The 14,931-nt window shown below is 33.0% G+C and carries 11 protein-coding genes and 1 pseudogene; 10 read left to right on the top strand and 2 right to left on the bottom strand.

Annotated features, from left to right (window positions below):
- Window positions 1–50: 50 nt before the first annotated feature.
- Together HYI43_02235 and HYI43_02240 are read right to left on the bottom strand one after the other, a co-directional pair.
- Window positions 51–788: a DUF4811 domain-containing protein gene (locus HYI43_02235; GenBank protein ID UDI77424.1), complete on the bottom strand. Its 738-nt coding sequence runs from the start codon at window positions 786–788 to the stop codon at window positions 51–53.
- On the bottom strand, window positions 789–2,306 hold the full coding sequence (locus HYI43_02240) for a multidrug efflux MFS transporter (protein ID UDI77425.1): 1,518 nt from the start codon (window positions 2,304–2,306) through the stop codon (window positions 789–791).
- A 136-nt stretch (window positions 2,307–2,442) separates the two neighbouring features.
- Here HYI43_02240 and HYI43_02245 point away from each other — a divergent pair, with 136 nt between their 5' ends.
- From HYI43_02245 to HYI43_02290, 10 genes and pseudogenes are all read left to right on the top strand, one after another.
- A complete protein-coding gene (locus HYI43_02245; protein UDI77426.1) occupies window positions 2,443–3,042 on the top strand; it encodes a TetR/AcrR family transcriptional regulator in 600 nt (199 codons plus the stop codon).
- A gap of 163 nt (window positions 3,043–3,205) precedes the next feature.
- Entirely contained in the window at window positions 3,206–4,597 is a 1,392-nt protein-coding gene (locus tag HYI43_02250) for an amino acid permease (GenBank protein UDI77427.1), read from the top strand.
- 307 nt (window positions 4,598–4,904) lie between these two features.
- Window positions 4,905–6,539, top strand: a pseudogene (locus HYI43_02255) (IS1182 family transposase).
- A gap of 316 nt (window positions 6,540–6,855) precedes the next feature.
- Complete coding sequence (locus tag HYI43_02260; protein UDI77428.1) at window positions 6,856–7,914, top strand: PTS transporter subunit IIC; 1,059 nt, start codon at window positions 6,856–6,858, stop codon at window positions 7,912–7,914.
- Between the two features lie 154 nt (window positions 7,915–8,068).
- On the top strand, window positions 8,069–9,493 hold the full coding sequence (locus tag HYI43_02265) for a phosphate--AMP phosphotransferase (protein UDI77429.1): 1,425 nt from the start codon (window positions 8,069–8,071) through the stop codon (window positions 9,491–9,493).
- A gap of 505 nt (window positions 9,494–9,998) precedes the next feature.
- Window positions 9,999–10,757, top strand: coding sequence for a transglycosylase (locus HYI43_02270; protein UDI77430.1), 759 nt, complete (start codon window positions 9,999–10,001; stop codon window positions 10,755–10,757).
- Between the two features lie 157 nt (window positions 10,758–10,914).
- A complete protein-coding gene (locus HYI43_02275) occupies window positions 10,915–11,406 on the top strand; it encodes a glycosyl-4,4'-diaponeurosporenoate acyltransferase (GenBank protein ID UDI77431.1) in 492 nt (163 codons plus the stop codon).
- Window positions 11,399–12,898 carry an NAD(P)/FAD-dependent oxidoreductase gene (locus tag HYI43_02280; protein ID UDI79254.1) on the top strand — a complete coding sequence of 500 codons (1,500 nt, stop codon included), beginning with the start codon at window positions 11,399–11,401 and terminating at the stop codon, window positions 12,896–12,898. The genes HYI43_02275 and HYI43_02280 overlap by 8 nt, the downstream gene beginning before the upstream one ends.
- 21 nt (window positions 12,899–12,919) lie before the next feature.
- Complete coding sequence (locus HYI43_02285) at window positions 12,920–14,047, top strand: glycosyltransferase family 2 protein (protein ID UDI77432.1); 1,128 nt, start codon at window positions 12,920–12,922, stop codon at window positions 14,045–14,047.
- 20 nt (window positions 14,048–14,067) lie between these two features.
- Entirely contained in the window at window positions 14,068–14,931 is an 864-nt protein-coding gene (locus HYI43_02290; GenBank protein UDI77433.1) for a phytoene/squalene synthase family protein, read from the top strand.

Raw genomic sequence — 14,931 nt, forward strand, 5'->3', positions numbered from 1 at the left:
ATTAAATTATCTGTCGAAAAGAGAGGGTTGTCAAAGTTCACGCTTGTTGGTTATTTAAGCATTTCTTTAATTTGTTTTGTAGCAAGACGTTGTTTTTCATCGCTTATATAATTTTTAAGTTCTTTCTCAGATGCTTTAGGGTGTGATTGTTTATAGGCCATCATTTTATTTTGCAGTTCTTTTTTAATTCTATTTTGTGATTTTGATGATGCCATTTGATTTTTTTGAAGTTGCTTCGCTTGTTTTGCATCTAGTACGACCCATGTATCATTAGGTACTGTAACAATAGATGTTTGTTTTATAAGTTCTTTTTTATTGTTTCCAAAATCAAACAGATAACGGTAGAAGTCGTTTTTCCAAGACCAATATGTTTTAGTTGTTTTAACTGTCGCTTGGTCTACATCTGCTGTTCTATAGAAAGCTTGCTTCTTTATTGAATCTGATAAATCTTCTTTTTTAGTACTTGGTTTAAAATGTGTAGATGGTTTGTCATCATTTTTATGTGTTTTATAAACCATGACATAATTAAAAGAATCATTACCTATTTCATTTGCAATTAACATGTTAGTGGGAGATTTTGATGAACCAGCAGAATAAATTTGTTTTTCGGGTTCATTGATAGTTTCTTTCTCCATACCAAAATGGTGTGTCATATTTGCTACGATACCAATGATTAATACTGTGAATAGAATAGTCAACAAGGTACCTACGACATAACGTGTAAGTTTATGTGGTATTAATGTCCATGATGCGAATACGGCAATGGTTAATATTATTAAGATAATCATTTATTCTTCCTCGCTTTCTGAGTGATTCATTTTCAAGAAAGGAACGATAATTAATCCAATGACGGCAAATGCTACGCCGATTAGAAATGCAGTATTAAAACCATCAATGGATGCTTGTTGTGCATGTTCAGCATAAAGTAATGGATTTGCATCTTTTAAACTTTTAGCTGGCATATGATTGTTAATCATATTTTGCGTAATAGATGTTAGCAATGCGACTGCTATAGAAGAGGCAACTTGTCTAGCAGTGTTGTTTGCTGCTGTACCGTGTGTACCCATTCTAGTTGGCAAGGCATCCATTGCATTTGTTGTTAAAGGCATCATGATTAAAGCCACACCAAACATACGTATTGAGTATAAAACTAAAATAAGCGTCGGTGATGTCGTATCAGTTAAAAATCCAAAAGGTAATGAAGCTAATGCTAAAATTACAAAGCCAACAAAAGCTAAACGTTTAATACCTATTTTGTTATACAGTGATCCAGAAATTGGTGAAATGAAGCCTAGCATTAAGGCACCAGCAAGTAAGGTTAAACCAGACTCAAATGGTGAGAACCCATGAATATTTTGTAAATAAGTAGGTAGCATCATTTCAACCCCATACATAGCCATTGTCACAACAATAAGGCCAATCGTTGCAATGACAAATCCTTTAGATTTAAATACACGCAAATCTAAGAACGGATCATCTAATTTAAATTGACGCATACAGAACCAACCGATAATCATAACACTAATGACAAGCGGTAATATGACGTAATTGAAACTTCCCCAGCCTTCGCTAGAAACATTTGAAAAGCTCCATAAAAATAATCCGAAACCAAGACTTGATAAAATAAGTGACCAAATATCTAGTTTAACCTTTCTATTTGGTATGACATCTTTCATAAAAATAAAACTTAGTATAAAAGCAATCGCTACAATAATAATTGGAATCACAAAAATGTTACGCCATGAATCGCTTATTGTGAGTCCGAGCATCGTATGTTCTTTATTTAATATCCAACCGGCAAATGTTGGTCCAAGTGCTGGCGCTAATCCAACAGCTAAACCACTCAACCCCATCGCAGTACCACGTTTGTTTGGTGGGAACATGTTAATGATGATGATTTGCATCAATGGCATCATTAAACCAACTGCGATTGCGGTAACAATTCGACCGACTAAGAAAATAATCCAACTATCGCTATTTGACGGTGCAATGGCAGTTAGTATTAAACCAATTAATAAAATGGCATATGCAATAACGTGTAACCACTTTGTTGAAAAACGAGTAGCTAAGTAGGCAGATAATGGGACCATTATGCCGTTAGCTAATAGAAACCACGTAGTTGCTTGTTGTACGGTACTAAAATCAATATTAAAATCTTTCATTAATGTTGGTAGTGCAGTACCTAATGACGTTTGCATTAAGGCACCTGCAAACGTTGCAAGTAAAATGACAAACATGACCATTATTTTATTATATGGTTTGCCATGTTGATCTAAGTCAAATTTAGTATTTATATTCTCTGACATAATAACCTTCCTTTAAAAGTACTGGTTAAATGTAACAACTTTTAAAGAGAAAAAGGAGAACAAAATAAAATGTGATGTTTAAAATAAGACAACATGTATTAAAATGTATTATATTACTAAGTGAAAGGATGATGGGATGACGTATAGTCGAAAAACGCAATTGACACAACGTTTACTTAAACAGGCACTAATTAATTTATTGAAACACAAGCATTTTGAAGAAGTGACGATAAATGAGATTGCTCAAGAAGCTTATGTAACAAGAAGTACTTTTTACAGATACTATGATGATAAATACGAGTTATTATCTGATATTGAAGATGAGATGTTGAATTTTATTAAAGAACAAAGAGAATTCGATTTAAAAAGCGATGAAAACATTGAGGTTTTTGAGATTAGAAGTATTGTGAATTTATTCGAAAAACTTGAACCTTATTCAGAAGTATTAAAAGTGTTACTTACGAATGCCGGTATCATTAGCTTTAAAATGAAAATTAGAAATCTTATATCAAAGCGTTTTGAATTTTTAAGTCATATATCTTATGGTTCGAAGCTAAGAAGAGAGTTAGGCAAGGAATATCTTATTGCGATCATTGTTAACACATTTGAATATTGGGCGCAAAATAAGGATGAAATCGATGTAGAAGAGATTGGCCAATTTATAATAGAAATTTATCAAAGTGGTATGATAAAAGCTCTGAATTTAAAATCAGAAGATTTGAGGAAATTAAATTAAAAATAAAAAAGTTTGATTTTTCAGATAAATTTAAGTATATTATTAAACTAAGAAGTAGAATATTTAATATTTTGTGTATCTTAGCACTTTGAAAATAACAAAGGGGTATGTTGTTTAACTACAACAACTAGGGATAATCATACTGAATAGCTTACTCCAGGGGATGGAGAAGAAGACTATGAACAGACACATTCAGTTAATTGCAATTGGCGGTGCAATCGGGACAGGTTTATTCTTAGGTGCTGGACAATCAATTCACCTAGCCGGACCTTCGATATTATTAACGTACATTATAGTAGGTTTAGTCCTCTTTTTATTCATGAGAGCGATGGGAGAAATGCTACTATCGAATTTAGGTTTTAAATCATTTGCAGATATTGCACATCATTATATTGGTCCGCTTGCAGGCTTTATTGTTGGTTGGACGTACTGGTTTACGTGGATTGTAGCAGGTATGGCAGAAGTAACAGCAGTTGCGAAATATGTTAATTTTTGGTGGCCATCTATTCCAAGTTGGTTAACTGCATTATTTACAGTTTTAGTGCTTATGACATTAAATTTAATGAGTGCTAAGATATTTGGTGAAATGGAATTTTGGTTTGCATTAATCAAAGTTACGACCATTGTTGCGTTGATTATTGTAGGTATTGTCATGATTATTATGGGAATGCATACTTCAAGTGGTATAGCACAATTATCAAATATTTGGAATCACGGTGGATTCTTCCCACATGGGGGTACAGGTTTCTTATTATCATTTCAAATGGCCATCTTTTCATTTATAGGAATTGAATTGATTGGTATTACAGCTGGAGAAACAAGAGATCCTCATAAGACAATTCCACAAGCGATTAATAATGTACCATACAGAATATTAATTTTTTATGTGGGTTCATTAGCTGTAGTCATGTCAGTAGTGCCGTGGGATAAATTAAACCCTGCAGATAGCCCATACGTTAAATTATTTGGTTTAGTGGGGTTACCTTTTGCAGCAGGTGTAATTAACTTTGTAGTACTTACTGCTGCTGCTTCAGCGTGTAATAGTGGTATTTTTGCAGATAGTAGAACGATGTATGGGCTTGCTGCACGTAAACAAGCACCACCATTTTTACAAAGAACAAATAAAAATGGTGTTCCTTACTACTCTATCTTAATTACATGTGGGTTATTACTTATTGCCGTAGTCCTTAATTACGCAATTCCTAACGCTACCGAAGTATTTGTTTATATTTCAACTGTATCAACGGTGCTTAATATTATTATTTGGACAATCATCATGATTGCTTATTTAGGTTTCTTAAAAAATAAACCTGAATTACATGAACAAAGTGAATTTAAATTACCAGGTGGAAAAGGAACGGCATATGTTATTTTAACTTTCTTCGTATTTATCTTTATCGTGTTAGCATTAGATAAAGATATTAGAATTGGGGTTTTAGTAGCACCAGCATGGTTAGCAGTACTATGCCTAATGTATTTACGTTATAAAAAAGAAAAACGTAAAGAAGGTATTGATTTAGATGAAGAAGCTAAAAAGCCACTTCCAGAGGATTAAATAAAAGTAATGAGTTGATTATAAAACTCTAAAAGACGAGTCTGGGACATAATTCCTAGAGAAATAGCCAGTAAATGAGTTTTAACAAATTCATTTACTGGCTTCTTTATTTACAATACTCCGTATTGTTGGCTCGCTTTCTTAGGGGACAGCTTCAGCCTGTAGTCTTCAGCTTGTCCTGTTCCCTCAAGAGTCTCGCCAAAATACTTTGTATTTATATGTAATTTTACATTGTAATACTTTAAAAAAATAAAGCACTTTCGTATAATTTAATAAACATCACTAAACTAAATTAACGAGGTGCCTTATGTATAAAAATTATAACATGACTCAACTTACTCTACCAATGGAAACTTCAGTTCTTATCCCCACAAATGATATTTCACGACATGTAAATGATATTGTTGAAACAATTCCTGACAATGAATTCGACGAATTCAGACATCACCGTGGTGCAACTTCGTACCATCCTAAAATGATGTTAAAAGTGATTCTATATGCCTACACACAATCTGTATTCTCAGGTCGTAAAATAGAAAAAATGCTTAATGATAGCATCCGAATGATGTGGCTATCACAAAATCAAAAACCTTCTTATAAAACAATTAATCGATTTAGAGTAAATCCAAAAGTAGATGCTTTATTAGAATCTTTATTTATTCAATTTTACAGTCAGTGTATAAAACAAAATCTTATAGATGATAAAGCTATTTTTATTGATGGTACAAAAATTGAAGCAAATTCCAATCGATATACATTTGTATGGAAAAAGAGTATTCAAAACCATGAATCAAAGATGAATGAGGATTCTAAAGCCCTCTACCATGAATTGGTAACCAATAAAATCATACCGGAAATCAAAGAAGATCATGATAATGAATTAACAAAAGAAGAAATAGATTTGATTGGTAGTCATTTAGATAAAGAAATCGAAGATTTAAACCAACATATCAACAATGAAAAATGTACTAAAACAAGAAAACAAATACGTCTCAAAAGAACTAAAATCAAAAAATACAAAAAGCAAATCAATGATTATTCTGAGCGAAAGTATCGATACGAATTTCAAAAATCTATTTTAAAGGATAGAAATAGTTATTCTAAGACAGATCATGATGCGACATTTATGAGAATGAAAGAAGATCACATGAAAAATGGACAACTTAAGCCAGGGTATAATTTACAAATAGCGACAAATTCCCAATTTGTTTTATCTTATAATGTGTATCAAAATCCAACGGATACTAGAACGATGATTCCATTTTTAAATTCAATTCAAGAGACCTACGGTCATTTACCTGAATATATTGTAGCTGATGCAGGTTATGGTAGTGAATCAAATTATATGGCAATTATAGATGACTTTAATCGAACGCCACTCATAACATATGGAATGTTTATAAAAGATAAAACTAAAAAATATAAAAGTGACATCTTTAATACTCAAAATTGGGACTATGACGAAATTAATGACGAATTCATTTGTCCGAATAATAAACGGCTAGGTTTTAAAAGATATGCCTATCGTCATGATAAGTATGGTTACAAGCGAGACTTCAAATTATATGAATGTGACGATTGTTCAGAATGTCCTCTGAAAAATCAATGTATGAACTTCAATTCAAAAACAAACAAAAAAATAATGAAGAATTATAACTGGGAATATTTTAAATCCCAAATTAACAAAAAGCTTTCAGAACCAAAAACAAAAAATATCTACAGTCAAAGAAAAATTGATGTGGAACCTGTTTTTGGATTTATGAAGGCTATTTTGGGTTTCACTCGGATGTCTGTCCGAGGACTCAATAAAGTCAAAAGAGAACTTGGTTTTGTATTAATGGCACTTAATATAAGAAAAGTAGTAGCTCAACGAGCTGAAAATAATCAAAAAATTTATAAAAAAGACAATTTCTATATTATTTCAATAGAAATTGTCTTTTATTCACTTATCCAAGAACTTTATGTCCCGGACTCGTCTTTTTTGGATTCGACACGACGTCATACATACTTTTTATCTTCTAAATATAGGTTGGTTTCTAATATGCTTCTTACTATTTTCCAGTTGTGCGTAAATTGTACTAATTTTTGAAGAAAAAAATAAAAATAATATTCTGAAAATTTAGAATTTATGATATAGTAAAATCTATCATTACTTATTTGAAGGGACATGTAATCCATTTTGCAAATCATACGTCCTTAAATTATAAGTAAGACAATTAATTTTTAAGTGTGAAACAAACACAATGGGAGGTCTTAGAATGACAACATCACTTAGAAACATAGGCGTTAAAGATTTTACTTACAGAGTACTTTCGGGTGTAGCAATTGGTATCGTTGTAGGCTTAGTACCTAATGCGATTTTAGGTGAAATTTTTAAAGCTTTAATGCATCACCACCCATTCTTTGGAACATTATTACATGTCGTACAAGCCATGCAATTTACTGTGCCTGCTTTAATTGGGGCATTAATTGCTTTGAAGTTTGATATGACACCCCTTGCGATTGCGGTTGTTGCAAGTGCATCCTATGTAGGTAGTGGCGCAGCTCAATTTAAACATGGGGCGTGGGTAATTGCCGGTATTGGTGATTTAATTAATACGATGATTACAGCAGCAATCACTGTTTTATTTATTTTATTAATTGAAAAGCGCGTAGGAAGTATGGCACTTATTGTCTATCCAACTGTGGTAGGTGGTACATCGGCTACTATCGGCGTACTCATCTTACCTTATGTACATATGATTACGACTGGTATTGGGAATATGGTTAATAGTTTCACTGAATTGCAACCAATTTTAATGTGTATGCTCATTTCAATGGTCTTTAGTTTTATCATTATTTCGCCATTATCTACTGTGGCCATTGCAATTGCCATTGGAATCACAGGACTTGCTGCTGGTTCAGCTTCTATCGGCATTTCAGCTACAGAGGCTGTGCTCTTAATCGGTACAAGCAAAGTGAATCGAGTTGCGGTACCAATTTCAATTTTCTTTGGTGGTGTAAAAATGATGATGCCTAACATGGTTAAGTATCCAATTATTATGCTACCTATCTTAATTACCGCGGCGATATCTGGCATTGCCGGTAGCTTAATTGGCATTGCTGGAACAAAAGAATCAGCTGGATTTGGATTTATTGGTATGATTGGACCTATTAGTGCATTTAAATTTTTACATATTGATTCAGCTGTCATTAGTATTTTATTGATTATCTTAGGATTTTTTGTAGTACCGTTATTAACCGCATTTATTTTAGATATTATTTTGAGAAAAGTATTACGCTTATATTCTAATGATATTTATAAATTTATGGGTTAGAATTTAATCACTTGATGCATGGGAGTGGGGCAAAGTTTGATGTTCCACTCCTTTGTTTTTTGAAAATAAAAATTGCTGAAATAGCGAATAGAAAAGAAATAATTAGTGTTACAATAAAAATGAAATAATACGATACATAAAGGGTGATAGTTAGATGTCAGACAAAATTGAGCAATTGGCACTAAAGGCTGCAAGATTAACTAGACAAACACATGAATTAGGGATTCCAGTGATGATTCTATTCGAAGGTATTCCAGCTTCAGGAAAGACACGTTTATCAAATGAATTATTATTAAACTTTGATGCAAAATATACACACTTTATCGCAACGCAATCACCACAAGAGGAAGATTTACGTTATCAATTTTTACAAAAATATTGGAATACTGTGCCTAAAAAAGGAGACATTAATGTTTATTTCAGAAGTTGGTACTCACATTACTTAGACTATCGTGAGAATGAAATTAAACATGATAAATATAAGAACTATAATGTATTAAAAGATCAAATAGCGTCATTTGAAGGTATGTTACAAGATGATAACTATGAAATCATTAAGTTCTTTATAGAAATTAATGAAGATAAACGTCAAGAACATATTAAGCAGACAAAAGATAATCCGCTAATGCGATGGAAAGTTCAAGAGTATGAACAAGTCTTATCTACAAACGTATACTTGAAAGACATGCATCAATTTATTAAAAATGATAAACAATGGAAAACTATTGATTACACGGATAGACAAAATGCAATTGAAAAAATGTATGAACATATAATAGAACGTTTAGAACATGCTATTAAACGATATAATAAGAAAGAAGATAAACGTGATGGCGCATTTTCATCTCATTTTGAAACAGATTTATTTAATGTTGAGGTTGATAAAGTTTCTAAAAAAGAATATAAGTCTTTAATAGTAGAATTACAAAAACGAATGCGAGAAATACAATTTGCATTATATGATAGAAAGATTCCATTGATTTTAGTCTTTGAGGGTATGGACGCTGCAGGTAAAGGTGGTAACATTAAACGGATAAGAGAAAAATTAGATCCTACTGGCTATGAAGTGAATGGTATTAGTGCACCGACAGACGTAGAAGTCAAGCATCATTATTTATGGCGTTTTGCGAAAGATATGCCTAGAAGTGGACACATTGAATTATTTGATAGAAGTTGGTATGGACGTGTGTTAGTAGAACGTATCGAAGGTTTCGCGACGACTAAAGAATGGTCTCGTGCATATCAAGAGATTAATTCCTTTGAAAAGATGTGGACTGATGAAGGGGCCATCATTCTAAAATTCTTCTTAACATTAGACAAAGAAGAACAATTAAAGCGATTTAAAGATCGACAAGAAAATGTAGACAAACAATGGAAGATTACTGATGAAGATTGGCGAAATCGTGAAAAATGGGATTTATATGTAGAAGCCAGTCACGATATGGTTAAAGAAACCAATACACATTATGCACCATGGCTTGTCGTGCCAGCAGATCATAAGAAAACTTCTCGTATTGAAATACTAAAATACATTATCCGTAAATGTGAACAAGTATTATGGGGCGTTAAAGACTATTAATATAGAAGAAAATAGAAAATCGCTATCATTCATTAAAAGCATTTTTTAGTTGACGTGCTAAAATTGCATCGAAAAAAATAATTGAAATGAAAACCAAGAAGTTATTTTATAAATAAATTTCTTGGTTTTTCTTATTTTATATAAAGAAAATCAATGGTTCTAAAAAGTTAGAAATATTACAGTATTGTAACGAAATGGCAATTTGTAATATTACGATTAGTGTAAAACGATTGTAAATTTCTTAAAAAAGTAATGTAAAACCTTATACCATAATGAAAAATTAAACATTCAACCCACAAAATGATTGTTACAAGAGACGACAGTAATGTTTCAATGTTACAAATATGGGTATCTATTGTAATTTTTTGTAAGATAAGCGTAATACTATTCTGGTTTTTTTATGATATAGTACTTATTGTCAAAAGTTAAACACAGAACAAAACACAATAACTCAAGAATTTAATTTACGAAAATATAAAATCACATTTTGGAGGAATTATTTATTATGAAAAAGACAGTAATCGCATCGTCATTAGCAGTAGCATTAGGAGTAACAGGTTATGCATTAACTACAGATAACAGTGCACACGCATCTGAATCAAACACAAGCTATGATCAATTAGCTAACTTAGCTCAAAACAACCCATCAGAATTAAATGCTCACCCAGTACAAGCTGGTGCATACAACATCACATTCGTTAAAGATGGTTTCAAATATACTTTCACTTCAGATGGTCAAAACTGGTCTTGGAACTACACTAGTGCAAACGGTGCAGCTGACACAGCTTCAACTACACAAACTACTCAAGCTTCACAATCAGCTCAAACTACTGACTACTCAGCTTCTTACAACAACGAAGCTTCAAGCCAATCAGTAAGTTCAAACCAACAAGCTAGCAACACTAACGTGAAAGCAGTATCTGCTCCAACAAGCAATACTTCTAACACTAGCTCATACTCAGCTCCACAAACTACATCATACTCAAGTGCTTCATCATCAGCTTCAACTGGTGGTTCAACTTATCAACAGTTCTTAGCTAATGGTGGTACTGAAGCTGCTTGGAACGCAATCGTAATGCCAGAATCAGGCGGTAACCCTAACGCAGTTAACCCAGCTGGTTACAGAGGTTTAGGTCAAACTATGGAATCATGGGGTACTGGTTCAGTAGCTCAACAAACTAAAGGTATGATTAACTACGCTAACAGCCGTTACGGTTCATTAGATGCAGCAATTGCATTCCGTGCTAGCCACGGTTGGTGGTAGGATTTACTAAGATAACTGGATAGTACATCGAGTTATCGAGAGGAGAGGTCGACATTTGTCGGCCTCTTTTTTTGTTGTAAAAAGCTTTATATCACGTTTGCGAAAGTACTTATTAGGGAAATATGAAATACTATTATTATGGAAGTGCTGTCGTTATATGGTTAATAAAATATTAAAGTTAAGTTTATTTCATAGCCTATTTTGGTCTTTGACACAATTAACTTTAGCCCATTTTTTCAATAAAATTCCAGCCACGTTATTTAGTGAATATCACTTTCTATTTAAAACGTATGCTTGGGAAAAGAACGGGACCATATGGAATAAGATATGTCATATTAATAAATGGAAAAAATATATTCCTGAAGGTAGTCGTTTGAATCCTAATATTTATAATAAAAAGCACTTAACTTCATTTAAAATGAAAGATATACATCATATGATTGTAGAAATGCGACGTGCAGGATGTATGCATTGGGTTTCAATGTTACCAATCGGTGTCTTTATTAAGGCACCACGCTATATTAAAGTTATTAATTTATGTTATGTCGTTTTATCTAATGGACCAATCATAATAGCACAACGCTATAATCGTCCGAGATTAGAAAAGTATTATATGTTAAGAAAGAAACGAGGCGAGCACTCTGACTAATAAAAATATCGTTGTTATTGGTGGCGGATTAGGTGGTATTTCAGCTGCTATTCGTCTAGCACAAAGTGGTTATAACGTTAAACTGTATGAGAAAAATAGTCATATTGGTGGAAAGGTCAATCGCCTTGAAGAATGTGGATTCGGTTTTGATTTAGGTCCCTCTATACTCACGATGCCTTACATTTTTGAAAAATTATTCCATTACAGCAATAAAAACATGTCAGATTATGTATCAATTGAACGTTTGCCATTGCAATGGCGTAGTTTTTTTACAAACGGTGAAGTCATAGACTTATATGAAGATTTAGGTCAAATGCTTTCGAACAACACTAATTTAATGGAAGAGGATATCAATCAAATACAACAATTTTTAGATTATGCAGCGCATATTCATCGTTTCACTGAAAAAGGCTATTTTGCGCTAGGACTTGATACAGTATCTGAGGTTATTAAATATCAAGGTCCATTTCGTTCACTAAAAGGTGTAGATTACTTTTCAACTATGCAACAAGCGATTAATCGTTACGTCAAAAAACAAACGTTACGAGATATGTTAGGTTATTTTATCAAATATGTAGGCTCATCTTCTTATGATGCACCGGCCGTATTAACAATGTTAATTCATATGCAACATGAACAAGGATTATGGTACGTTAAAGGTGGTATTCATTTACTTGCAGAAGCATTAGAACGTTTAGCACGAGAAGAGGGTGTTGAGATACATTTTAATACTGATGTTAAAAGCATTGATACGTATTTCAATCAAGTTATAGGTGTGAGATTAAATGATGGCGCTCATGTTGAAGCGGACTATATTGTTTCAAATAGAGAAGTGATACCTACGTATCGAGACTTGCTCCATTTTTCCGAGAAAAAATTAGCACAATTAGAGAAAAAGTACGAACCGGCTAGTTCAGGTTATGTCATGCACTTAGGTGTTGATAAAGCGTATCCTCAACTTGCGCATCATAATTTCTTCTTCTCTAGTGATTCTAAGCGAAATTACCATGAAGTCTTTCATGATAAAATATTACCTCAAGATCCAACTATTTATTTAGTGAATACGAATAAAACGGATAAAACGCAAGCACCATCCGGGCATGAGAATTTGAAAATATTACCACATATTCCATATATTCAGGAGCAACCATTTACAGAAATGCAATATAAAGAATTTCGCGAACGTGTCTTAAATAAGTTGGAATATATGGGCCTTAGTGATTTGCGCCATCATATCGTTTATGAAGATGTCTGGACGCCACATGATATTGAAAATGAGTATAGTTCGAATAAAGGTGCAATATACGGTGTTGTAGCTGATAGAAAGAAGAATAAAGGCTTCAAATTTCCAAAACAAAGTCAGTATTTCAAAAATTTATTTTTTGTTGGTGGGTCTGTAAATCCTGGAGGTGGCATGCCAATGGTAACGCTCAGTGGTCAACAAGTAGCAGATAAAATAAATAGTCTTGAACAAAATAATAATAAGGATTAGTGGTCTAGGGGTGAGTCGCTTATGAGAAAATTAGAAGCACTGCTACATGGTGCGATAGGCGTTTCATGTTTAAGTGGCTATTTGATGTATAATAGACGTCATTTGTTACATTTTCAAAAGGATAAAATAAAAAGTAAATCACAGGCCGTTAGTGTGATTATTCCTGCTCGAGATGAGGCACAGCGGATACATAGATTGTTACAAAGCTTAACTAAGCAAACAGTACAAGCAGAAGTCATCGTTATGGATGATGATTCACAAGATGAAACTGCAAAAATTGCACAACAATTTGGTGCTCAAGTATACCGTGTACCTTCTAATAAAAAAGGTGAGAAATGGTATGGCAAATCGTATGCCTGTTATCAAGGTGTAAAGTACACTACTTCAGACATATTGATATTTATGGATGCGGATGTAGAATTATTAAGTCACTATGCACTTGAAGCAATCATACAAACCTATGCTGAACAACAATATCGAGGGTTACTTAGTGTTCAACCATATCACATTGTACATAAACCATATGAACAAATGTCAGCTTTATTTAATTTAATGACCATTGTAGGGATGAATACATTTTCATCGGTCGCGTGTAAAGCGTCACAAACATTAGCGTTTGGTCCGGTTACTGTTATGAACCAAACCGATTATACTATCACGCAAGGGCATCTTAATGCTCAAGCACATATTATTGAAGGTTTTGCCCTAGGACAAGCGTTTCATCAACATCAATTGCCAGTCACAAGATATGAAGGTCAAGGTTATGTAGGCTTTAGAATGTATGAAGAAGGACCAAAATCTTTCATTGAAGGCTGGACTAAGCATTTAGCGGTAGGAGCTACTGAAACGCAAAGTCGTATTATGATGCTTATTATTATATGGATGTTAGGTATTGTCACTTCAACCATTGCAATCATCACGAGTTTAAAAGTGAAATCATTGTCAACGAGACGATTATGTGTATCATATGGATTATACACATTACAATTTATAAAATTACATCGACGGGTTGGCCGATTTTCACTGATGTATTTAACAGTTAATCCAATTTTGTTTATAGTATTTATTTTAATATTTATCAATTCATTTCGTCACATTCATCTTACAAAACAGGTAAAATGGAAGGGACGAATATATACTATTAATTAACGTTTAACAGGGGGTTCTCCATGAGAACATTAGAAGAAAGTTATCAATATTGTCATCAAATTATGAAAGAATATTCGAAAAGTTTTTCATATGCCTTTGATATGCTACCAGAGCAACAACGACAAGCTGTATGGGCGATTTATGCCGTATGTCGCATTGTTGATGACAGTATCGATATTCATCAAGATGTGGACTATTTACATAAAATTCGTAGAGATGTTCAGTCAATAGAACAACAAACCCATTTGCCTACTACATTTGAAAGTGATGAACGTATAATGACGGCGTTTGCCGATACTGCTACACATTTTCAAATGAATTATCAGGCCCTCTACGACTTGATTGATACGGTCGAAGCGGATCAACATTTCGAAATGTTTGAGACAGATCGTGGGTTATTAGATTACTGTTATGGTGTTGCTGGTACAGTGGGTGTATTACTAATACCTATTTTATCTACGCCGCCTACAGATGAAGCTTATGACTATGGTAAACAACTCGGTGAAGCACTGCAATTAACAAATATTTTAAGAGATGTCGGTGAAGATTATCATAATGGACGTATTTACTTTAGTATTGAACGTTTAAATGAGTTCGATGTATCGATTGAAGAAGAAGTTCAAAGAGATAAGCCTTCTGATAATTATATTAAAATATGGGAATACTATGCTACGTTAGCTGACAATGATTATGATGAGGTACTTAACCATTTGTATGTCTATAATGAAGAATCACGCATGATTATTGAATTAGCAGCTCAAGTATATCGAGGCATTTTGACAGAAGTGCGAAAAGCGAATTATACACTAAACGAGCGTGTATATGTCTCAAAATGGAAGAAACATAAAATCAACCGCAAATTAAAGAAAAAATATAAATCATAG

The sequence above is a fragment of the Staphylococcus taiwanensis genome (genome assembly GCA_020544305.1).
Taxonomy (GTDB): domain Bacteria; phylum Bacillota; class Bacilli; order Staphylococcales; family Staphylococcaceae; genus Staphylococcus; species Staphylococcus taiwanensis.